Source organism: Halodesulfovibrio sp., from assembly GCF_025210605.1.
GTDB lineage: Bacteria > Desulfobacterota > Desulfovibrionia > Desulfovibrionales > Desulfovibrionaceae > Halodesulfovibrio.
Window position 1 is genome coordinate 1 of record NZ_JAOARI010000026.1, and the last position, 23,377, is coordinate 23,377.

A 23,377-nucleotide genomic window follows, 5' to 3' on the forward strand; every position below is an offset into this window, starting at 1 on the left:
ATATTACTTTGAGCCAAGTGAAAGAGGCGGTTGCTTTAATAAACAACCGCCCCAAAAAGAAACTAGGTTTCAGGACAACCATCGAGTTTTTAACTGAACTCGGAATATATCAACTGTTAAGTTTGACGTGACAATCTGCGATATTCCGCTTTAGGTGTGGAAAAAAATTACAACACAAAACTATTTTTGCAGGCTTCAATTGATTGCAGGATATAGCAAAACCCACATGAAAGTGCTTTTGCCTGCGCTTTTCAATAAACGATGCAATATTGCTTAGTGTGCGGACGTATGAGGAAGGAAGTTGATGACAACTTCCTTCTTTTTTTTTTGCGGTTCGGACAATGCGCATATTTTGCTTTGCGGTTGCGAAACACTGCATCATGGGGCGGTATAGCAATGCTGTAACTCGTGCTTTTACGTATTCGTTATGTGGAAGCAAAGTGGTGATAGTTGTTTGAAATAGCACACTATCTATATAGTGTATGTGAATTTGCTTTTCGTGAAAAAATAAGAGCAATGCGTTGACATTGATAATCGATTTCAATAATTAGACGTCAAAACATCACATTGTTTTGGTTAGTTATCCCGTGTGTGAAAGTATGAGACACCATGTTCGGATGCTGAATCAGGCAGTGGTTGATAAAATGTTCCGGTTTGCAATCAGAGTTGAATTGAGACGGCGTTGCGCGCAAGCAGTCGCACATGCCGTTGATAACCGTGTTTGTTAGGAGGGTGCGGTGGATTTTTTTAGTCAGAAGCAACAATTTTTGCAGGATAATGGCGTTATCTTATATTTCAATGGTCCTGTCTCTCAGGATGTAGTTGAAGGCGTGGGCGAGGCTGTTCGCTCGAAGCTTCGTCACGAAGCGGCAGGCGTAAGTATGATGCAGCGTGTGTTTACGATTCTTGTTGAGCAGATGCAGAATATTATCCGGTATTCAACAGATAGGCTTGCAGAGGATGAAAATGGTGCTGAAACCGCGTGGGGACAGATCATAGTAGGTCTTGATGAAGAGGGTGGGTATTTTGTTTCCTGCGGGAACAAAATTAATTCAAAAGATACTCAGAAACTTCAGAAAAAGATTGAGCATGTTCAGCATATGGAACCGGAAGAATTGAAAAAATATTATAAAGAAATGCGCCGTAAGGGACCGGATTCTGATTCAAAGGGCGCAGGGTTAGGGTTTATTGAAATGGCTCGTAAGGCTCGAGCGCCTTTAAGTTTTTCTATTGAGCCACTTGATGAAACAAGCTCGTTTTTTGCGATGAAAGTAAAGGCATAGGAGGTAAAAAGTGGAAAAATATCTAGTTGCAGCAACTAAATCTACCCCGAAAATTAGTTTAAATCCCGTAACGCATTCCCATGAAATTTCAGGTGAATCATATCCTGAAAATTGTTCAAAATTTTATGGTCCCGTATTTGGCTGGATTAAAGAGTACCTAGCAGGTGTAAACGGCAGTAAGGTTACATTCTCTATGGATATTCTGTACTTCAACAGCTCAAGTTCGAAAGCGTTGATGGAGCTGTTTGAATTGCTTGATGGTGCTGCAAGTTCCGGTACCAATATTATTGTTGATTGGCGCTATCATGAAGAAAATGAAGTTGCATTAGAGTGCGGGGAAGATTTTATGGAAGAGGTTTCTTCAGTTTCCTTTAATTTAGTAAGTTATAGCTAATACAAAGAGGCGTTGTGTCGTGAATAGATATTTATATTGGCGTGGCACTGCTTCTGATTTGGGTAAAAAAATTGTTTTTGGCTGCGTCAGCTTTTGCATTCTTGCAGCGGCAGCAGGGGGCAGTGTCGGTTTTCTCGTTGGAGCAGGCGGGTTGGATATTGCTCCATATAAGCTCGCAGCAATGGTTGTGGCTGTTCTTTTGATACTATCATTAGCGGTGGGGGCTTGGGTTAATATAACTATTTGTAACCCACTGGTTCTACTTTTTACTACATGTGAAGAAGCGGCACAGAATGGTTTTATGTTTACTAAAACTATTGCAGGAAACGTGTTCTTTAGCAGGTTTTCATGTGTGTTGGAGCGTGTTTTTTACTATATTCGTGAACAGATTGACGAAACTGAAAGTATAAAAAAAGAAGCTTTTAAAGAGTCGCGTAAGACTGTGCGTGCATTACGCAAAGCAGAGAAAGCGGCTGAGAAAGCAAGTGCATCCCGTGCTGAAGCTTTTGCTATGGCAGCAGATCAGTTGCAGGGAGTGGCATCTGGACTGACTGATAATTCACAACAACTTTTTGGTCTCATGAACGATGTAACCAAAGGTGCTATGGAGCAAAAAGATGACCTTGATGTAGCTTCACACTCAATGGAGCAGATTACTGCTGTAGCGAGAGATATTTCAGCGACAACAAGCCGGACTGCGGAAAATGCCAAAGGAGCCATGACAGTTGCGGAGCAAAGCGCTGGTGTTGTGAATAAAAATCTAGAGGCAGTAGAGCATATGAAAAGCTCACACGCAGAACTTCAGGAAAATATGAAGGCACTTAGCGTTCAGGCTGGTGAGATTTCGAATGTCATTGAATTGATCGAAGATGTGGCGGATCAAACAAACTTGCTGGCACTCAATGCTGCTATTGAAGCAGCACGGGCAGGAGATGCGGGCAGAGGATTTGCAGTAGTGGCTGATGAAGTACGGAAGCTTGCAGAGCGTACAGTGACTGCGACGGCAGATGTTCGAAAGATTATGTTTTCCATCGGTGATGTTATTAAAGAAAATGTTGTGTGCGTTGAACATACTAGCGGTCTACTTGATAACGTTCATGAGCTTGCGTGTGATTCTCAAACTTCATTGAAAGAAATTGTGCGGCTTGCAAAAGGTGCTTCGGAAAGAAACATGACTATTGCTGAGGCGGTAGAGGAGCAAGTAGCCGCTTCTGGGCAAATGGGTGTTCTTGTGCATGGCATTAGTGATGTTTCGCAGCATACTGCGGATATTTCTGCACAGGCTTCGGATACAGTAGGTTCTATGACCGGACATACGCAGACGCTGTGTAACATTATTGAAGACTTTCGGCATCAGGGAGAAATTGATTCAACCCGCGTTACGTAGATAATGCCATACGTCTTATGTGGTGAAGAGTGTGGGTGAGATTGTGTTGAACAGCTAAGGAGTTTTTGATGTCGGTCGCAAGAAGACTTATGGATGGTGCCGGATGGTTTAATGTCAGAATTAAAATGTGCTTTTTTCTTGCATTAACTATGGTAGGTGCGCCGTTAACAATCCTTGTAACAGGAGAAACGCTCAACCGTACTGAGCTTCTCGATAAATTGGGATTATGGGCAATTGTTGGACTGATTTTGTTGTTCCCATTATCCAAGTTACTAACGTATCTTTTGGTTTTGTTTCCCATACAACAACTCAATGGATTATGCCTTGAAATTCAGAAAGGCAATCTGAATCCTTTTAGTGAGATACCACCAGAACCGGCAAAGCAAGATGAATTGCAGAAGCTGCGCCATAATATGTTTTGGATGGGGCACGTTATTGATTGTCGTCAGAAAGAAATTCGTACGGCTATGGAACAATTGGAAGATGCGCAAAAGCAGATTCAAAGTTCTATTGATTATGCAGAGTTGATTCAGAAAGCATTTTTACCGGCACAAAGTGATGTTGCTGCTGTGTTCAAAGATTCATTTCTTTTATGGAGGCAGCGTGATGGTGTAGGGGGTGACTCCTATTGGTTTAAACAAACTGAGAATGGATTCTTTTTAGGCATTATTGATTGCACGGGGCATGGGGTTCCCGGAGCCTTTATGACGCTTATTGTTCAGTCATTTCTTGATAGATTGGATGCGACAAAATTCGAAAAAAATCCTGCTGGGGTTTTAACTGCTGTGAATAAGCTTATTAAAAAAGCATTCTCCAGCAATGGTAGCTCTGCCAGTCCTGATGATGGTATGGATTGCACCTTTGTGTATATTGATAATGAGAAAACAGAAATGGTGTTTGCTGGTGCTCGAAATTATTTAATCTTACGCACTCCCGAAGGCTCTCTTTCCGAGTATAAAGGGGATAAAAAAGGTGTGGGAATGAATAAAACCCCTCTTGAGTTTGAGTTCACAAATCAGAGTATCCCTGTGGAAAGGGGAATGCGGTTTTATATGCTGACAGATGGTTTGACAGATCAAGTTGGCGGTGAGCGCAGATTACCGTATGGTCGCAAACGCTTTAAGGCTGTCATCAGCAAAAATCACAACCAAATGATTGAGCAGCAGAATGAATTGATTGAAGATTTTGTAGCCTATCAGGGTGAAGAAAAACGTCGAGATGATGTTCTTGTGTTTGGTGGAGAATTGTAAATAATACTGAATTGTTTTTTTACACGTAGTTAGAATACGTTACGGTATATTGTATGTTGTGCCCGAAAACGAATTTTGTTCGTTTTCGGGTTTTTTTAATGAATAGAGAGTAATGTCAGTTTGCTTTGTTTAGCCTCGCGTAGTGCAACACTATTATTTTCTGGGTTCTTGACTTTGTGCCAAAATGCACAATAGTGTTTTTGTGTTCAGGTATAATAAATTCAACGTGTTGTGCGTACTGTGCGGGAGGATGCATGCTGAAAATGAATGTTCGACAACGGATTATTGCAGGTTTTCTTATCCTGTCTGTGTGTCTTGGGGGACAGACATGGTTTTCATATGAACAATTGCTTCTTGTGGAAGACAAAACGTATTCAGTTGAATTCATTGATGATGTGGAAAGTTCCATTCTTAATTTCCGTCGGCAGGAAAAAAACTATCTGCTGTATGGGGAAGAGTCGAGCTATGAGCTGACATTAAGTGAGATTGAACACACGTTGCATCTGTTGGGGCGGCACTCTGAGTTGAATTTTGATCCACTTATGACTGACAGCATTGTAGCTTTAAACAAGACCATCATTTTATATCGTGACAGCATTGTCTCTATGTATGATGCAGCTAATAAACAGGGGCATAACTTAAACGGTGAAATAATAAAGTTACGTGAAATCGGTCAGAAATTAGTTGCAAAAGCTCAGAGTATTGCAACTCTTGAACGTGAAAATATTCTTAAAATTAATAGGCAATTGCGAAAGCAGTTGCTTTTTTCAATTCTGACAGTGACATTTTTATTTTTGTGCACTCTTTATTTTATTTCACGGCGTATTATCAGCCCGTTAAAAGTTATAGAAGAGACAACAACAAAGATTGCACAGGGGAATTTCACTACTGTTGAAGTGAGTGATATGCAGGACGACATCGCACAGGTGCAGCATGCCTTTAATAGAATGGTAACAGAATTAGGGCATAGGCAGGCTCAGCTGGTTCAGGCGCAAAAAATGTCTTCTATTGGTACGTTGAGCGCTGGAATTGCACATCAGGTGAATAACCCGTTGAATAACATTTCAACCTCAGCACAAATTTTACAAACAGAATTGAAAGACTCGATAGAACCCTTCCCGCAAAAATTACTTGATAACATTGAGACAGAGACTGCGCGCGCGCGGGATATTGTTCGTGGTTTGCTTGAATTTGCACGTTGTACCGATTTGTCATTGCGCACAGTCGCGTTGAAAAATGTTGTCGAGAATGCCGTACAGCTTGTTTCCTCCCAAATCCCTTCAGGAGTCAGTGTGGATGTGGATGTGCCTGAGAACATTTTTGTGCGCATCGATCCTCAACGAATGGGTGAGGTTCTCATCAACCTTATTATCAATGCGATTCAAGCAATGAAAGAGAATCCGGCAGGGCAGATCGTACTATCGGTTCTGGATGAAAACCCTGATGCGCCTGTAACGCTTGTGGTGGCAGACACAGGCAAGGGGATAAGCGAAGAAGATTTGCCTAAAGTTTTTGATCCATTTTTTACAAGTAAAGAAGTGGGCGAGGGTACTGGGCTTGGTTTATCAGTTGCGTATGGAATAATTGAAGAATTTGATGGAGAAATTCGAGTTGAAAGTACACTTGGTGTAGGGTCACAGTTCTTTATTGATCTTCCACGGATGCAGAGTGATGAGAGTGCTGCCTGAAATATACCGCAGGGCAGTTCGCGTGCATGCTACTTTATGTGGTAACAATCGGACTAAATGCAAAAGTAAATCGCTATGAAAAACGCTAAGATATTAATTGCTGAAGACGAGTTGATTGCGCGGGAGAATCTGGTGCATGTCCTTACACGGCAAGGCGCAGATGTTACTGCTGTAGAAAATGGCGCGCAGGCACAAAAAGCTGTCGAAAAAAGTGGGTACGATGTTGTGCTTACAGATATGCGTATGCCGGATATCAGCGGGCTGGAATTGCTTCAAGTCATCAAGGCGAATGCTCCAGATACCGAGGTGATTGTTTTAACTGGGTACGCTACGGTAGATAATGCTGTACAGGCTATGGCAAAGGGTGCGTTTCAGTACTTAGCAAAACCTGTGCGGCTTGATGAAGTGATTGTTCTTACGCAAAAAGCTTTGGAAAAAAAACGGCTGAAAGAAGAAGTTTCCATGCTTAAACACAAGCTGGAAACGTCCAGTTCGGATAGAATTATTGGTCACAGTGCGCCTGTAAAAGCGTTAAAACGGCAGATAGATCAAGTTGCGGCGGTAGGCTGCACGGTTCTTGTTCAAGGTGAAACAGGTACTGGGAAAGAGCTTGTGGCAAAAGCTCTGCATATGGGAAGTCCTAGGCGCTCGAATCTGTTTTTTGCTGTGAACTGTGCCTCATTTAATGAAGAGTTATTAGCCAACGAACTTTTTGGACACGAAAAGGCAGCCTTTACAGGGGCTGGCAGCGCTAAAAAAGGTTTATTGGAAGCTGCGGATAATGGCACATTCTTTTTAGATGAAGTCGGCGATATGCCCTTGAGCATGCAAGCTAACTTGCTGCGCGTTCTTGAAACCAGAAAATTATTGCGAGTAGGCGGCACTGTTGAGGTTCCTGTTGATGTGCGCATTATTGCGGCTACTAATAGGGACTTAGTCAGCATGGTTGAAAACGGAACGTTCCGCAGAGATTTATATTACAGACTGAATGTTATTACATTAGAGGTGCCACCGCTTCGGGATCGAAAAGATGACATTCCACTGCTGGCTAGCTTTTTTGTGAATAAGTTCGCTACGGCATTCAATAAAATTATTACAGATATAGATGATGATGTGCTGGAATTGCTTCAAGAATATCCATTCCCTGGAAATGTCAGGGAGCTGGAAAATTTAATGGAGCGCGCAGTGGTGCTCTGCAACGAAAGCGTTATCCGTATGGCACAGCTTCCTCCAGATATTTGGAGTGAGCATTTGTTGCATGCAACAGCTGTTAACTCTGGATGCGAGTTCGACAAGGTTGTATCCCTCGATGATAATGAGCGTCGCTATTTACGGTGGGTATTGGAGCAAACTAACGGCAATAAAAGTAGGGCAGCAGAGTTACTTGGTTTGAACCGTGGTTCGCTATGGCGAAAAATGAAGCGGCTGGGTTTGGCAGAGTAGCACGGACACATACTACGATTAATGTGCCCGTGCTTGTTTTGTGATTATCTAGGGCTGGGGTTACGCGCGGAGGATGTGTTCTTCCGTTGGCTCTGTACCTTGTTCTTCTTGCAGATTTGATTGTGCGGGCGGCAAAAGCACATGATCTACGACTTCGGTGATTGACGATATGAAGTGTAATTCTGCGGCATTTCGCACGTCTTCATTCATTATTTCAACCTCGCGGCGGTTACTTTCTGGCAGAAGTATTTTTCGTACCCCTGCTTGCTGCGCGGCGAGTATTTTTTCACGCAATCCACCCACAGGTAATATGCGTCCACTCAGAGTAAACTCACCTGTTAATGCAACATCCCGTCGCGCTGCTCGCTTCGTGAGCAGCGATAACAATGCCATTGCAATGGTTATCCCCGCTGAAGCACCATCTTTTGATATATTTCCCGCAGGAATATGAACATGAATATCTGTTTGTTCGAAGATGTTTTCATCGATTGCGAACTGTTTGGCATTACTTCGGAGAAAGCTGAGCGCAGTTTGCGCTGACTCTTTGAGGATGTCTCCTAGGGAGCCTGTCATCAAGAGTTGCCCCGTTCCCTTCATGCTTGCAGTTTCAATATAGATAAGCTGCCCGCCGTATTCGCTCCATACTAAGCCTGTTGTTACACCGATAAGCGGCTGTGCTGTGGCTGCTTCAAATGAGAACCGTTCGTACCCCAGCAGACTGTGGATGTCTTCGGTTGATATCGAAATCGGTGGTTCTTTGGTGTGCTGCAATATCTGTAAATTTATTTTTCGGCATATATTACCGATTTCCCTGTTTACACTACGGAGTCCGGCATCTCTGGTATAGCCGGAAATAAGGGCAGCCATTGCTTCTGGCGTAAATGAAATTTCGTTCTGTGAATAGCCTAGCGTTCGCAGCTGACGGGGGGCTAGGTAGTCCAGTCCAATTTGTTTTTTTTCATTGAGTGTGTAGCAGGAGAACGGAATTATTTCCATTCTGTCCCGTAATGGTGCTGGAAGATTTTCCACGACGTTGGCTGTTGTAATAAACATAACGCGGGAAAGATCGAACGGAGTATCCAGATAGTAATCCAAGAAGTGCCTGTTTTGCTCTGGGTCTAGAATTTCCAGCAAAACAGATGCCGGATCTCCCCTGAAGTCCTGACCAATCTTATCAATTTCATCCAGCATAAATACAGGGTTATTAACGCCGCACTTATTCAGCTCGCTTATTATACGACCTGCCATTGCGCCTACGTACGTGCGCCTGTGTCCCCGAAGTTCTGCTTCATCACGCATGCCTGCCAGAGAAAGTCGAATAAATTTTCTTGAAAGAGCGTTTGCAACGGATTTTCCGATGGAAGTTTTGCCAGTGCCTGGAGGGCCTGTGAAGCATAAAATTGGACCGGAAACAGAGCATGCCTGTTTTTGTTGGTCTAAAATTTCTTGCACAGTGTTTCGGAGAATCTCAAGATTGATAGGCTTTGGAAGGTAATGCAGCGCACCTTTTTTGAGTGCACCTATCGCGTTATCAACAGTGGCATAGCCTGTAACGATAATAAGCTTTGTGTCCGGCCATTCTTCCTGCACATAGTTGAGCAGCTCAAGTCCGTCCATCTTTTGCATTTTCAGGTCGGTTACAATGCAGTCCACATTCCTTTCTTCCAAGATGTGCACGGCTTCCAGCCCGTTTGCTGCTACAAGAATTTCGCAAGACAGCTTGCTGAGAGAATACGCCATGTTGTCACGGGAGATCTGTTCATCATCGACAACCAGTACGGTACTTTTACGTATGTGACAGGTAATATTGGAAGCAAGGTATTCCAGAATGCGCTGCTTAACTCCGTCCAGCCCGAAATGTTCCTGATTGAGCACGGCAACAGCGTTTTCAAGCTCCAGATTGTCTTGAGATGAAATGTTCCATGGCAGCGAAAGTAACATCTCAATATACGTCACGCCGAGGCTGAATTCGGCTACAGAAGGGTCTGTTCTGTCGAGCTTGCTTATTTCATCTAATGCAATGCGCCGTACGTTTTCGGGCAGTTTTGATTTCTCGACGGAGTTTCTTAATTCTTCCTGAGTGCTCAGAGTGGTTTCCGGTGCCGCTTCAATTGTTTCCTGTCTACTAAAAAGTCCCATGTTTCCGCCTTTTGTTTCTCTATGTATATCAGCTTGATATAGGTAAATCCATGTATTCTGGTGCTGCAATATGCAGCACCTTTTGTGCGATCTAATGTCATGTTCGTAAGCGAATGCTGCAAATTGCATCGGCATATTTGTAATTGCTGCAAATCGTAACGTTTTTTCATGGGTGAAAATAGTCGCTTGAGATAAAAGTCAGTAAATATAGTATATTAAAGAATGGCATGGATACTGCTATCTGAAAACAAAATACCTGAACGATGGGATGATTCATGAAGATAATGGATATGTTGGAGTCTGTTTCTGTTGCTGCTGCTTTTGCTGAAGCTGGCGAACAGGATACGGCTTTAGAAATAATGAAAATTGATGAAAAAAATAAAAAAATAATAGTTGCTTATGATGGAGAGCCAGCGGAACGGCAGGTTATTCAGGCGGCTATACCTGTTGCGGCGCGGCTGGGGTGCGAATTGTTGTTTGCCTGTGTGCAGGGCAGAGCGAAAGCCGAAACGCTCGGGAAGAAATTTTTCGAATCATCGAACCGTTCCTTTAAACGAATTTTCACAGAGGAGGTCGAGAAATTATCAAGTTCTACAGACAAAATACATGCCCGGCAGATTGTTGTGTTTGAGAGCTTTAATGAGGCAGTACGTAAGGTTTGTAATGAAACACGAGAAGTAGAGTTTGTTCTTTTACGGAGTGATGCATGTAAACCGGCTCAATTGCACATAGATGTGCCCTATTTTTTTATGACGAATGCCTAGCGTGGGGAAATGCTGGGTAGCACAGAGACCTACGCTTGAAAAAGGAGGGCGTTGTGAATCTGTTTAAAACGTTGGAAAGGCTTTTTGTAGCGGTTGTTTATGCGGAAAGTGGTGATAGTGAAATGGCAGAAAGCATTGTCACTGAGCATAAGCGAAATACTAAAGTGTCTAATAGACAAAAGTCAAAAACCGCGAATAAACGTCCGCAGTTGCGTGCGTAACATAGTATAAGAAGGTTGTACCGAAGGAGAAAGAATGAATACCGCGCATGATAGAAAGAAAAAAGCAAAAATTAATGCATTGTTGTTCGGCGCTGTAAGCATATGTTTATACGCAGCAGTGTTTCACTTTGCAGACCCAATGGTAGCCTTGTATGCAAAAGGTGGAGCGTACTGTTTGTTACCTGTTTCTACAGTATTTTTATTCTCGTATGTGCATGGTAATTTTGCAAGCAATGTGTGGACAGCTCTTGGTATTGAGGCATCTGCTTCTGCAGAAAGAAAAACAGATGCAGCTGAGGCAACCAAACGTAAAGACACCCGTAGCCGTGCTGCAATGAAAGCGTAGCAGACTCGATTAATCAGGAGATATTCCATGCATGATATACTATTAGATGGCGCTCGTTTTGTAGATTTGTCTTTAGCGGGTGTACTGTTCCTTTTCTTTGTAGGTTTTGTAGGTGGCTTGGTAAGTGGTTTTATCGGCTCCGGTGGTGCGTTTGTACTTACTCCGGGCATGATGAGTCTTGGTGTACCGGGTCCGGTCGCTGTTGCAAGTAACATGTGCCATAAATTCCCTAAAGCTCTCGTGGGTGCTTTAAAACGCTACAAGTACGGTCAGGTTGATATTAAAATGGGTCTGATTGTTGGTGTTTCTGCGGAAATTGGCGTGCAGCTCGGTATTCAGGTTCAAAAGTTTATTCTGGAAATGTGGGGTGCAGCTGGTTCTAACCTGTATGTTTCTTTCGCCTTTGTGTTCGTTCTGGTTACTGTAGGCAGCTTTGTTATGAAAGATGCCATTACAACCAAGCGCAACGGTGGTGAAGAAAAAGTAACCAACCTTGCGAAAAAGTTGCAGAGCATAGAACTCTGGCCAATGATGAACTTTAAAGGCAGCAACATTCGCATTTCTTTCTGGTTCACTGCTCCTGTAGGTCTTGCTGCTGGTCTCCTTGCTGCTACCATCGCTGTGGGTGGTTTTGCAGGCGTACCGGGTATGATCTACATCATTGGTATGTCCAGCCTTATGGCATCAGCAACAGAGCTTGTTGTTGCATTTGTTATGGGACTTGGCGGTACTCTTATCTGGGCGTTCTACGGTATGGTAGATATTCGCCTGACTCTCATTATTCTTGCCGGTTCTCTTTTCGGTGTTCAGCTTGGCGCTATTGGTACAACATACGTTAAAGATTACGTTATTAAATACGTAATGGCGACCATTATGCTTATCGTTGCATTTAGCCGTGGTCTTGCTATGCCTAAATATCTCAAACAGCTTTCTGTGCTGGATTGGGATGCAGGACTTATTAGCAGCATGAGCAAAGCTAGCTTTGGTCTCATGTGTTTTGCATTAGGCGTAGGTGCATATATTATTCTGAAAGCCATGATTATGGGACGTAGACAAGAACGTAAAATGGAGATGGCTGCCAGTTCTAATGCGTAAGATATAATCTAACCCGATGATAAGGGGCGTTGCGGATGTATAAAAAAATGCTTGTAGCTTTTGATGGTGCACAAACTTCAATGGATATTGTCCGGCAGGCTGCTCGCTTTGCCAGATCAGAAAACTCCGCGGTTGATATCGTGACTGTCTGTCCGGAGTACCAGGGAGATTTGCGGATACAGGGAGATACAAGTGTTTTGTACGACATGTACGAAACCATCCGTAACGCCTTAAGTGATGCTGTGACGATGTGTGAAGAGCACGGCATCCATGCTCGGGGGCATTTCTGCATAGGGCGTCCGGCAGAAACACTTGTTGAGCAGATTAGCGCACTCGGCAGCGATATTGTAGCACTTGGCACTCACTCCAGACAGCTGTTACAATCAGTTGTGGTCGGTTCCGTAGCTAGTACCGTGGTTCGTCAAACGGATAGTGATTTGCTCATAATTACAGGGAGCAATGAACTTTCGCTGGATAACATTTTTCTTGCATACGATGGAAGTGCAGAAGCTGACATAGCAGCGCAGCAGGCGAGCGCCTTATCGGAACGGTACGGTGCTGAGCTTACAGCAGGTATAGCATATGAAATGCAAATGGAGGCGTTTAGCCTTTCGCCTGTTGTTGAACGTGAAGTGTTAGAAAAAACAGAGATGGCAGTGGCATCGATTAATGCAATAGTGTCCGAAGCTGATGTCAGAAAGTTTGACGTAGCTGTGCGGTATGGAAATCCTCCGCATGAGGTATTGGTGGAAGAAGCTGCAAGAAAAAAAGCAGGGTTGATAGTTGTCGGAGCAGGTTCGCGCAGCAAGCTTTCACATCTTTTGATAGGCGGTGTTGTCTATAAACTCGTGTACAGTAGTGTTTGTCCTGTACTGGTTGTAAAGGAGTAGATGCAATGAGTGTTAATACGGTTGAACAGTATGTTGAAGAAGGCAGCGCTGATGCTTGTGCAGATGATACAGTGCATTCTGAAATCAACAGAGAATACGCTGCGTACTCGTTTGTCGATGTGAAAAATAAAGAAATGTTAAATGCAAAATATATATTGCTGGATAAATCAGAGATAAAAAAAGGCGGCGTAGTTGTTCTGAAAAAAGAATCTGAAAAACAGCGTTATTTTTCAGTTCAGGATGTCAAAGATACCGCAAAATGTGTGGAACTTGTTCCAGCAAAAAATGCATACGGTAAGATTGCGTTACTGTTTGCGTTACTCGGCATCAGCTGGCTTGTGATCGACTACATTGCGGGTCTGGTGTTCTAGATCGCGCGTCAGAAAAAATTTCCTTGTGTTACGTTCCGTGCTGGTTGTGTGAACGTTCTCATGCAGCCATATTGCCCCTCTTCTTATTTTCCGGGAAGGGGGGCTTTTTGATGTGCGGTCATCTTTATTGTGTACATGCAGGGCTGTGAGCAGTATGAGGTATGCAACTTGATTAAGGTAATGACTATATATAACTGTTCGAAGTTGTATTCGAGTTTTATTTATAAATTGCGAGTAGTTATGAAAGATAATGATCCGTTTTACTCAAGGCTGGCATGGATAATTATGCTAACAGGTCTTGCTATTGGTGTTGGCTTTTTTGTGTATTGTGTGAGGCATGGTTTGTAACACACAGCATTGTTACAAAATAGCGCGCTGTTCAAGAAGAAGCGATATATGTTGCTTCATCAACATTGTATTAGATGAAATATGGAACAGGCGCATGTGTATAGACTTTTTTGCTTACAGTAAGCTCAGGTATATGGAAAGATATGTCTAACTTTGTTTTTATTACGTTGCTTGCAGCGTTTCCTGCGTTATCTACGGATATGTATCTTCCTGCATTGCCTATAATTCAGCAGCAGATGGGGATTCCGCTGGCTACAGCTAACTTGTCGCTGGTTCTGTTTTTTGTGTTTTTCAGTTTTTCATTACTTATCTATGGTCCACTATCTGACCGTGTGGGCAGACGACCTGTTTTGCTCGGTGGGATAACAATATATATCATTGGCAGCATTCTCTGTGCTTTTTCACAAAATATCTGGCTACTAGTGGCTGCCCGTATTGTGCAAGCTGCGGGAGCGGCTTCTGCATCGGCACTCTCGATGGCGCTGGCAAAAGACTTGTATACAGGAAAAGAGCGACAGAAGGTGTTGGCATATATCGGGGTGATTATTCCCCTCTGCCCAATGTTGGCTCCACTACTCGGCAGCCTTATATTGGAATATGCTGACTGGAGTTGGATTTTTGTCTGTCAGGCGGTGTTAGCGTCTGTTGCAATGTATGGCACTATCTGCTTTACAGAGCCTGATTTTGATAAGACAAACGGCTCTATATGGCGGATAGTATCGCGCTATACAGCAGTGCTATCTAATGTTCAGTTTTCGCTTAGCTGCTTTACGTTTTCGTTTATGGGGATTGGCTTTTTTGCCTTTCTTGCGGGGTCTGCTGATATCTATATTTTATCGTATGGGTTTACTGAGCAGCAATATGCATTGTTCTTCGGTTTTAACGCACTTGGTTTTATGATGGGGTCACTGCTGTGCTCCCGACTCTGTGTAGATATGACTGCACACGAGATTTTGCGAGGATCTCTTGTGGGTATTGTTATAGCGAGTATTGCTCTATTCTTCTTTGGAGATACCCCTTATGGTTTTGCAATTACAATGTTCTGTATGACCTTTTCCATAGGTGTGAGTCGTCCCGTGAGCAACCATATGATTCTGGAAACAGTGGATTCGGATGTGGGTACGGCGTCGTCTATTTTGACGTTCACGTACTTTATTCTAGGTGCAGTTGCTATGCAGTTTATTTCCTTTGATTGGGAATGTAAGCCAGATGTCATAAGTAAAATGGGCGTCGTTGCAGGTATAATCCCGCTAGTGGCGTTATCCATTTTGCGTAAAGAACATCAAAAGAAATCGTAGCATTGAATACAGAAAACCCGTCCAGAAATGAGACGGGTTTTTTTATGGAAAGAGAAATGTGTTCAGCACAAAAAATTGGCAGAACCTATGTGTAAGCTGATCTAGGTAGCTAACTGTATTTTCGTTGAGATATGGTCAAATAAAACAAAAATAACGAATAGCGCGAAGGGGGCTTCCGAATACGACTGTTATCTGAATATTAGCGGATAGCAGCTAATGCAATGCTAGCATGCGGCGTTCAGGGCAGCGCTTAGTTCGTCCAGTAAAGCTGTTTTTTCTGTTGCCGAAGATTCTTGGATAAACTCTTCCAGTAGCCCAATAACTTCTTCGACGCACGGAGCATTATTGTCTTGCAGGATTTCAGCGATGAACAAGGTTAATGCTAAACCATCAGCACGATCTAGCTGTACATTTTCCTTATAGTTACTAGTGGTTGTCTTATTCCATACATAATTTTGATTGTATGGACTGTCTTCGAGGACACTTTTTATAGTATTTTCACAATCGGTTAGGGAATGCATAGAGAAACCTCTAGATAAGTTGTTATGTTAGAGGATCTTCTACTTACATGGGGTGAGAATGTAAAGTAACTAACTGTTAAATATACAATGCAAAAGAGTAGCTATCTGGCAGTTGTCTATAATGAAAATAATTTTATAGAGGTTTCAGCAGGGCTATTGACCAAGGTTCCGCAATGGCTCGTCGTTAGTTGTGCCGCTAACTCTTTTTGATGGGGAAAAAAGGTGAGGAAGGAATGTTGGGCTAGAGTCGTTTTTTGCAGTGAATTGGTTAGCCCAATGCGGCAATGGAAGAAATATAGCGAAATGTAATTGTTGAAGTGGGATGTATACTTATTTGTGTGCTCAAATTATACAGGTGACAAATTACGTGTGCGGTATGCATTGTTGGCGTATGCAATATGGAATAGTTATAGGTAAGTTATGGGTGCTTATTTGGCAACGAGGTACAGGTGTGAATAGGTTAAAACGACTGCTGCTTCTCGCATATCAAAACTTTAATAGAGTTATGTAGTAGTGTTACATATGCTCCATTGTGCACGGAAAGTTGTTTGATATGCGAGATTCAGCAATGCAATTGACGCGGTATGCGGTTACACAACGGCGAGTTCCATTTTTCCCCATACGCTGACCTTGTCACCGCACTGGGCAAATACGCCTTCAATGCCATGTTCCTGCAAGCGTACAGCCTCTTCAGTAACGCGTTCAACGTCACCAGGAAGCTTTAGCATGTTGCAGAACGCTGTGGCACAGGCATCAGCTAAACTGCCGTTTTTAGAACGCACTGCTACCAGTTCGCCGCATCCTAAGCTTATGGAGTGACCAATGGTTGCAGAGGACGCACATATTCCTACAGGGAAATCGGTATCATCCAATTTAATACCAACAGTGGCGTCACTGTTAGGGTCTGGTAACAGACCTGCTATTCGTGGTTTAGATGAAAGCATGTACACATCGCCACCGTTTTCAACAATAAGTTCAGGGCTTTGATATGCAAATTTTTCACACACCATTTGCGAAATAGTTCCAGCAACCGCAGCCATAGGTCCCACATTAGCAATGCTGGCTGCTTCAGCCATGCGCTTAATGATGAGTGCTGCGTGTTCCGGTACCGCAACGGGTGAGTAGCTTTCTACAAACTCGGGATGAAAGGTTATGTAAGATTTTAGCGTGCCGCGTAACTCTGTTACATACGCGGCAATTTCCAGAGACAAATTTTTACGCGCAGTTACATGCAAATCTGTCTCTTCGACTAGAACCTGAAAGGCCTGTTCATCATCGTGCCGAGTATACTGCTGCCGATAATGTCGTAATGGATTGCTGTATGCTTTTGTACTCATTGTGAACCTATACCGATGGTTGCGCACTTTTGCAATACTTCACCGAATGGAACCGCTTGCATTTAAAATTTCTTTTATGAGCAGGGGAGTTTATCAATATGAGGTCAAGCCTTTGAAAACGAGTGTAACACTTTTTTAAAAATGGTGTTCTATATGGATATTCCATGAGAAAGTAGTTCAGCGTGGGTTTACAAGCTTGTGTATTCAGCCTAAAACATCTGCTTCAGGTTATTTAGCAGGCATACGGCTTGCTGACGGTTGAAATCATTTGTAAGGATTTTATTGGGAAAGCATATAATTACAGGGGGTCATGATGACCAAGCACTTTACACGTATCAGAGATTTGGGTTGTCAGGCAGCGTATGACCTAATTGCCCGTGCAAAAGAGATGAAAGACACTGACTATCGCAGTGATTTATTGGCTGGCAAAACAGCGATTATGCTGTTTGAAAAAGCTTCTACACGTACACGCGTCTCTTTTGAAACCGCTGTTTACCAACTGGGTGGTAAAACAATATTTATGACTCCGGCTGAAAGCCAGTTGGGTCGTAGTGAACCGCTTAAAGATACCGCTCGAGTGCTCTCCCGATATAATGATTGTATGATTGTCCGAACCTTTGGTCAGAAGAATATTGATGAACTGGTGTATTACGGTGATATTCCGGTTGTTAACGCACTGACCGATCAGGGACATCCATGTCAGATTATGAGTGACCTCTTAACTATTCACGAGCGTACTCCTAACTTTGACGCAGTACGGGTTGCATGGATTGGCGATGGTAATAACATGGCAAATTCATGGATTGAAGCTGCAATGTACTTTCCGTTTGAGCTGTTTATGGCGTTTCCGGAAGGCTACGAGCCGGACAAAGAATTGTTGTCTTTCGCGCTTCAGGCTGGCGCTAAAATCTTCTGTACTCACGATCCAGAATTAGCTTTGGATGGTGCGCATTACGTAAACACAGACGTATGGGCATCTATGGGACAGGAAGAAGAGCAAAAACGACGCGAAAAAGCATTTGCCGGATACATGATTGATGAGAAAATGATGGCACTGGCTCATCCAGACGCAAAATTTATGCATTGTCTGCCTGCGCATCGCGGGGAAGAAGTGAGCGAAGAAGTGTTTGAAGGTTCATCTTCAATTGTATGGGATCAAGCAGAAAACCGCTTGCATATGCAAAAAGCAATTCTTGAGTGGATATTCACAGCAGAATAGTGACTTCAGTGTATTGTCGCAGTGTATGATAGATCATGCTGGGCATTCACATATGGTAGTTGCGTAGTTCACGAAAGATATAGCTAGATATGATGCGGGGCATGTAATGTGTCCCGTTTTTCAATAAAAGAATGGAAGGTACGAAATGGCTAATGATATCAAAAAAGTTGTGCTCGCTTACTCTGGCGGGCTTGATACTTCTGTAATTCTTAAATGGATTGCTCTTACTTACAACTGCGAAGTTATTACACTTACTGCTGACTTAGGTCAGGAAGAAGATCTTGACGGTGTAGATGAAAAAGCACTTGCAACAGGTGCTACACGTGCTTACGTGGAAGATCTTCGTGAAGAATTTGCACGCGATTATATTTTCCCGATGATGCGTGCGAATGCAATTTACGAAGGTCGCTACCTGCTCGGTACTTCAATTGCTCGTCCGCTTATTACCAAACGCCTTATCGAAATTGCACACGAGGAAGGCGCACAGGCTGTAGCACATGGCGCTACAGGCAAAGGTAACGATCAGGTGCGCTTTGAGCTGTCTTCAATGGCTCTTGACCCGTCTATCAAAGTTATTGCTCCTTGGCGCGAATGGAACTTCCGTTCCCGTACAGATTTGAACAACTTCGCAGAACAGCATGGTATTCCGCTTCCTGTTGCTGCTTCCCGTAAGCTGTATTCTATGGATAGAAACATGCTTCACTGTTCTTTTGAAGGCGGTGAACTGGAAAATCCATGGCTTGAGCCTGGTGCTGGTTCTCATATCATGGCTGTTCCTGTTGAACAGGCTCCAGACGAACCGGAATACATTGAACTTGAATTTATCAACGGTGACCCTGTTGCGTTGAACGGTGAAAAATTAAGCCCTGCCGAAATGGTAAAAGCGCTTAACACTGTTGGCGGCAAGCACGGCGTAGGTCGTCTCGACATGGTGGAAAACCGCTTTGTTGGCATGAAGTCTCGCGGCGTGTACGAAACACCGGGTGGAACTATTATGCACATTGCACATCGCGATCTCGAAGGCATTTGTCTTGACCGTGATACAATGCACCTGCGTGATTCCATGATTCCTAAGTATGCAGAATGCATTTACAATGGTTTCTGGTTTGCACCAGAGCGTGAAGCAATGCAGAAGCTTATTGATGAAACTCAGAAAAACGTTTCCGGTACTGTGCGCATTAAATTGTACAAAGGTAACGTTATTCCTGTTGGTCGTAAGTCTCCATACTCTCTGTACCGCGAAGATCTCGCAACTTTTGAAGAGGATGATGTATACGATCAGGCAGACGCCGCAGGCTTTATCAAGCTTCAGGGCTTGCGTCTGCTCGGCTACAAAAAGTAGGTTTCATCATGGCAGAAAAAAAGATGTGGGGCGGGCGGTTTCGTCAGAAGACCGCTGCGCTCGTAGAAGAATACACAGAGTCTGTTTCGTATGACAGAAACCTCTACAAGCAAGATATCGCAGGTTCCAAAGCACATGCGCGTATGCTTGCTCGTCAGCAGGTTATTTCTCAGGATGACGCTGACTCTATTGTATCTGGTCTTGATACAATTCTTGCAGAAATTGAAGATGGTAAGTTTCAGTGGAAAACTGAGTACGAAGATGTTCACATGAACATTGAAAGCCGTCTTTCCGAGCTTATTGGTGATGCAGGCAAGCGTTTGCACACAGGTCGTTCCAGAAACGATCAGGTAGCACTTGATTTCCGCCTTTATGTATCAGACTCCATTCGTGAATGGCAGGACCTTCTCAAAGGCGTTGTTGCAGAGCTTGTTAAGCAGGCAGAAGAACATGTCGATACGTTGCTTCCGGGGTGTACTCACATGCAACCCGCCCAGCCGGTATCACTTGCCCATCACCTGCTTGCGTATGCATGGATGCTTCAACGTGATTGCGAGCGTTTGGTTGATTGTGATAAGCGTGCCCGTGTCTGTCCGCTTGGTGCTGCTGCATTGGCAGGGACTACATATCCGCTTGATCCTGCTTCTGTTGCAGAAGAACTCGGCATGTATGGAACCTTCAAAAACTCTATGGATGCGGTGTCCGATAGAGATTTTGTACTGGAGTCCATGTTCGATGGTTCTCTTATCATGACGCATCTTTCACGCCTTAATGAAGAGCTTGTATACTGGGCAAACCCTAACTTTGGATACATCTATCTGCCAGATGCGTATGCTACTGGTTCCAGCATTATGCCGCAGAAGAAAAATCCAGACGTTTCGGAAATTATGCGCGGTAAAGTAGGGCGTACATATGGGGCGCTTATGAACCTGTTGACCACGGTCAAAGGTCTTCCAATGACCTACAACCGTGACATGCAGGAAGATAAAGAGCCGTTTATTGATACTGATAAAACAGTATCGGCGTCACTCGCCATCATGGCTGGTATGCTTTCAGAACTGCGCTTTAATACAGAGCGTATGGAAGAAGTGTTGAAACAAGGTTTCCTTAATGCAACAGAACTTGCTGACTACCTTGTCGGCAAGGGGGTTCCATTCCGCGAAGCTCATCACATCACAGGTGCTGCGGTGGCACTTGCTGAAGACAAAGACAAAGGACTCGAAGATCTTAGCATCGAAGAGTTCAACACTGTTTCTGATCTTATTACAGGTGATGTGTATGATGTTCTTTCATACAAAAATGCTGTAGCACGACGCAAAACTCAGGGCGGAACAGGCCCTGATGCTGTGCGGGCACAGATTGCCGAGCTGAACGGCTGGCTTAGCTAGTCGAAGCTTTATTGAATTCAAGAGGGGACAGCAGTAGCTGTCCCCTTTTTTATGGCTGCACAGACTAATTTTTGTGAGTGTTGCTAAGTGACATGCTGCGGCGGGATATTTTAGAGGCGCAAATTTTCGTTGCGGGTAATTCCAGTTTGGGTATATTGCGGCAGAACCACGGGACAACCGTGAAATTTTATGGAGAACCAGATGGTAAAAAGTATTTTTGTTGGCAATCTCGCATGGTCCGCTGAAGACGATGATTTACGAAACTTCTTTGGAGAATGCGGTACAGTAATTCGTGTTCGCATTATGAAAGATCAAGAGACAGGTCGTTCTCGTGGGTTTGCATTTGTAGACATGGATGCTGATGAAGCTGACGCTGCAATTGAAACTCTTAACGGTAAAAACCTGATGGGACGTCCTGCAAGTTTGTCTGAAGCGAAGCCTCGTGAGCCTCGCCGATAGAGTTTTTGTTTAATAAATTTCGGTGTGTAAAAGCCTCTGCGTTTAACGTAGAGGCTTTTTTTATGCGCGATGCCTGCTCAAATTAGGTGAAATTACAACTTATTAAGGTAGTCGCTCCTTGTGCTAAGTAGCTATCCATACGTAAAAGTATAAACGTAGCTCCCGCGCAAAGCCGAAATGTGTATTAAAAAAAGGATGATATCGCCTAATGGGGGATGCAAGGGGCTTCAAGTCCCTTGCCCGTCGGAGACAGCAAAAAAAAGAGAGAAGCGGCTAGGCTTCCCTCTTTTTTGATTTTTCGCTGTACAGTTCTGATCTATTAGTGGTTCAGAATCTGTTCAAGGAATGCTTTACAACGTTCTTCACGCGGGTTGGTAAAGAATTCTTTTGCAGGTGCATATTCTACAATCTGACCACGATCCATAAATACCATGGTGTCTGCAACTTCGCGAGCAAAGCCCATTTCGTGAGTTACACAGATCATTGTCATACCTTGGTCTGCAAGTTCGCGCATAACGTCGAGAACTTCTTTAATCATTTCTGGGTCAAGTGCTGATGTAGGTTCGTCAAACAGCATGATCTTTGGCTGCATAGCAAGAGCACGCGCAATTGCTACACGCTGCTGCTGACCACCGGAAAGCTGACCCGGGAATTTGTTTGCCTGTTCGGCAATGCCTACGCGTTCAAGGAAAGTGTATGCAATTTCTTCTGCCTGTTTGCGAGGCATTTTACGTACCCAAACTGGACCGATAGTAACGTTATCCAGAATAGATAAGTGAGGGAACAAGTTGAACTGCTGGAATACCATGCCTACTTCACGACGGATAACTTCAATGTTTTTAGTGTCGTTAGTAAGTGTTGTTCCATCAACAAGAATATTGCCTTCCTGATGTTCTTCGAGGCGGTTCAATGTGCGGATAAGAGTGGACTTACCGGAGCCGGAAGGACCACAGATAACCACTTTTTCCTGCTGGCGAACCTGCAAGTTGATATCCTTAAGTACATGGAACTGGTCATACCATTTATTTACGCCGTCCATTTCAATAATGACCGGGTTGTCAGCAAGATGGGTTGCTGTATGTATTTGACTCATGATTATATCCTTACCTGTCTACTTGGACGCGTATTTCTTTTCAAGGTGCTGGCTGTAGCGGGAAAGTGTGTAGCAAAGTATCCAATACCAGAGCGCTACAAACACGTAAGCTTCTTCCAGTCGACCAAACCATTTAGGGTTGGAAGTGGTTGCAAAAGCAATCTGCAACAGGTCTACCAGACCTACGATACCAACCAGTGATGTATCTTTAAGAATACCGATGAAGTTGTTAACCATCGGTGGAATTACAATGCGTAATGCCTGCGGCAGAACAACAAGCAATGTTTTTTGCCAGTAGCTCATACCAATGGCATCTGCTGCTTCATACTGACCTTTACCAAGACCTTGTAATCCGCCACGAATGTTCTCTGCAAGGTATGCAGAGAAGAACATGGTGATACCTACCATAGCACGCAGTACTTTATCCAGTTCAACATTTGTTGGCAGGAATAGCGGAAGTACTACGGATGCCATAAAGAGAATGGTAATAAGCGGAACACCGCGAACCAGCTCGATGTAAGCAACACAGAAAGATTTGATAACTGGCATGTTGGAAGTACGACCGAGTGCCAGCAAAACACTTATCGGGAACGCAAACAGCATAGCTACTGAAGCAAGAATGAGGGTGAGCATAAGCCCGCCCCAGTAGTGTGTATCTACAACTTCCAGTCCGGTGAAGAATCCACCATGGATGATGAGGAATACTGCTACTGGAGAAAGTCCCCATAGTGTGTAGAGCCACTTTGTGCCGCGGAATCTTTCTACAAGCGTCAGCATGATGAGCGCAAGAATAAGTAACAAGGCAACCGCTGGACGCCAGCGATGCTCTTCCGGATAAATACCTACCATGAAGACAGGCCACATATCGCGGACAAATCCCCATGCTGCACCGGAATATTCTTTAGCAACGGAAGGATCAAGAGTTATGGTTGCGTTAACAATTGCCCATTGAATAAAGGGCTTAACGGCTGAGTAAATTGTCCAGCCTGCAACTATTGTGAGTAGTGCATTGTACCACGGGTACAGCAGGTTGGAACGAATCCAGCCCAGAACACCGGTTTTAGTTACTGGCGGGCGGCGATCTTGAATTTTGTCTGCCAT

22 protein-coding genes are annotated in these 23,377 nt (G+C 43.8%); 17 read left to right on the forward strand and 5 right to left on the reverse strand.

What is annotated here, in order from left to right:
• Positions 1–737: 737 nt before the first annotated feature.
• The 6 genes from N4A56_RS09915 to N4A56_RS09940 all read left to right on the forward strand — a co-directional run bounded on the left by N4A56_RS09915 (position 738) and on the right by N4A56_RS09940 (position 7,445).
• Positions 738–1,283 (forward strand): SiaB family protein kinase, encoded by a 546-nt coding sequence (locus tag N4A56_RS09915; RefSeq protein ID WP_293668494.1) that lies wholly within the window; start codon positions 738–740, stop codon positions 1,281–1,283.
• A 10-nt stretch (positions 1,284–1,293) separates the two neighbouring features.
• The gene (locus N4A56_RS09920; protein WP_293668496.1) at positions 1,294–1,677 is read left to right on the forward strand and encodes a DUF1987 domain-containing protein; all 384 of its coding nucleotides are present in this window, start codon (positions 1,294–1,296) and stop codon (positions 1,675–1,677) included.
• A gap of 19 nt (positions 1,678–1,696) precedes the next feature.
• Positions 1,697–3,064 carry a methyl-accepting chemotaxis protein gene (locus N4A56_RS09925; RefSeq protein ID WP_295546957.1) on the forward strand — a complete coding sequence of 456 codons (1,368 nt, stop codon included), beginning with the start codon at positions 1,697–1,699 and terminating at the stop codon, positions 3,062–3,064.
• Positions 3,065–3,132: 68 nt separating this feature from the next.
• A complete protein-coding gene (locus N4A56_RS09930; RefSeq protein WP_295546959.1) occupies positions 3,133–4,314 on the forward strand; it encodes a SpoIIE family protein phosphatase in 1,182 nt (393 codons plus the stop codon).
• 254 nt (positions 4,315–4,568) lie between these two features.
• Positions 4,569–6,002, forward strand: a complete 1,434-nt coding sequence (locus tag N4A56_RS09935) for a HAMP domain-containing sensor histidine kinase (protein ID WP_295546960.1) — start codon at positions 4,569–4,571, stop codon at positions 6,000–6,002.
• A 75-nt stretch (positions 6,003–6,077) separates the two neighbouring features.
• Complete coding sequence (locus tag N4A56_RS09940; protein ID WP_295546962.1) at positions 6,078–7,445, forward strand: sigma-54 dependent transcriptional regulator; 1,368 nt, start codon at positions 6,078–6,080, stop codon at positions 7,443–7,445.
• Between the two features lie 60 nt (positions 7,446–7,505).
• Here the strand turns inward: N4A56_RS09940 and N4A56_RS09945 are convergent, their stop codons facing one another.
• Positions 7,506–9,584 (reverse strand): S16 family serine protease, encoded by a 2,079-nt coding sequence (locus N4A56_RS09945; protein ID WP_295546965.1) that lies wholly within the window; start codon positions 9,582–9,584, stop codon positions 7,506–7,508.
• A gap of 275 nt (positions 9,585–9,859) precedes the next feature.
• On the opposite strand from N4A56_RS09945, the gene N4A56_RS09950 reads away from it, so the two are divergent.
• From N4A56_RS09950 to N4A56_RS09980, 7 genes are all read left to right on the forward strand, one after another.
• Positions 9,860–10,348, forward strand: coding sequence for a hypothetical protein (locus N4A56_RS09950; protein ID WP_295546966.1), 489 nt, complete (start codon positions 9,860–9,862; stop codon positions 10,346–10,348).
• Positions 10,349–10,401: 53 nt separating this feature from the next.
• Positions 10,402–10,569, forward strand: coding sequence for a hypothetical protein (locus N4A56_RS09955; protein ID WP_293668508.1), 168 nt, complete (start codon positions 10,402–10,404; stop codon positions 10,567–10,569).
• A 34-nt stretch (positions 10,570–10,603) separates the two neighbouring features.
• Positions 10,604–10,915: a hypothetical protein gene (locus N4A56_RS09960; RefSeq protein WP_293668510.1), complete on the forward strand. Its 312-nt coding sequence runs from the start codon at positions 10,604–10,606 to the stop codon at positions 10,913–10,915.
• Between the two features lie 27 nt (positions 10,916–10,942).
• Positions 10,943–12,010: a sulfite exporter TauE/SafE family protein gene (locus N4A56_RS09965; protein WP_293668511.1), complete on the forward strand. Its 1,068-nt coding sequence runs from the start codon at positions 10,943–10,945 to the stop codon at positions 12,008–12,010.
• A gap of 35 nt (positions 12,011–12,045) precedes the next feature.
• Entirely contained in the window at positions 12,046–12,900 is an 855-nt protein-coding gene (locus N4A56_RS09970; protein ID WP_295546968.1) for a universal stress protein, read from the forward strand.
• 5 nt (positions 12,901–12,905) lie between these two features.
• Positions 12,906–13,271 (forward strand): hypothetical protein, encoded by a 366-nt coding sequence (locus N4A56_RS09975; RefSeq protein ID WP_295546971.1) that lies wholly within the window; start codon positions 12,906–12,908, stop codon positions 13,269–13,271.
• A gap of 491 nt (positions 13,272–13,762) precedes the next feature.
• A complete protein-coding gene (locus N4A56_RS09980) occupies positions 13,763–14,917 on the forward strand; it encodes a multidrug effflux MFS transporter (protein ID WP_295546974.1) in 1,155 nt (384 codons plus the stop codon).
• A 224-nt stretch (positions 14,918–15,141) separates the two neighbouring features.
• Here the strand turns inward: N4A56_RS09980 and N4A56_RS09985 are convergent, their stop codons facing one another.
• Positions 15,142–15,438, reverse strand: coding sequence for a hypothetical protein (locus N4A56_RS09985; RefSeq protein WP_295546977.1), 297 nt, complete (start codon positions 15,436–15,438; stop codon positions 15,142–15,144).
• A gap of 590 nt (positions 15,439–16,028) precedes the next feature.
• Positions 16,029–16,775: a UPF0280 family protein gene (locus tag N4A56_RS09990; RefSeq protein ID WP_293668521.1), complete on the reverse strand. Its 747-nt coding sequence runs from the start codon at positions 16,773–16,775 to the stop codon at positions 16,029–16,031.
• Positions 16,776–17,088: 313 nt separating this feature from the next.
• Between N4A56_RS09990 and argF the strand changes: the two genes are divergently transcribed.
• From argF to N4A56_RS10010, 4 genes are all read left to right on the forward strand, one after another.
• Positions 17,089–17,994 (forward strand): ornithine carbamoyltransferase, encoded by a 906-nt coding sequence (argF, locus tag N4A56_RS09995; RefSeq protein WP_293668522.1) that lies wholly within the window; start codon positions 17,089–17,091, stop codon positions 17,992–17,994.
• Between the two features lie 145 nt (positions 17,995–18,139).
• Entirely contained in the window at positions 18,140–19,336 is a 1,197-nt protein-coding gene (locus N4A56_RS10000) for an argininosuccinate synthase (RefSeq protein WP_293668524.1), read from the forward strand.
• A gap of 8 nt (positions 19,337–19,344) precedes the next feature.
• Positions 19,345–20,724 (forward strand): argininosuccinate lyase, encoded by a 1,380-nt coding sequence (argH, locus tag N4A56_RS10005; protein ID WP_295546981.1) that lies wholly within the window; start codon positions 19,345–19,347, stop codon positions 20,722–20,724.
• Positions 20,725–20,925: 201 nt separating this feature from the next.
• Positions 20,926–21,183 (forward strand): RNA-binding protein, encoded by a 258-nt coding sequence (locus N4A56_RS10010; protein WP_293668528.1) that lies wholly within the window; start codon positions 20,926–20,928, stop codon positions 21,181–21,183.
• A 319-nt stretch (positions 21,184–21,502) separates the two neighbouring features.
• Here the strand turns inward: N4A56_RS10010 and N4A56_RS10015 are convergent, their stop codons facing one another.
• Positions 21,503–22,276: an amino acid ABC transporter ATP-binding protein gene (locus N4A56_RS10015; protein ID WP_293668529.1), complete on the reverse strand. Its 774-nt coding sequence runs from the start codon at positions 22,274–22,276 to the stop codon at positions 21,503–21,505.
• An 18-nt stretch (positions 22,277–22,294) separates the two neighbouring features.
• Entirely contained in the window at positions 22,295–23,377 is a 1,083-nt protein-coding gene (locus tag N4A56_RS10020; protein WP_293668531.1) for an amino acid ABC transporter permease, read from the reverse strand.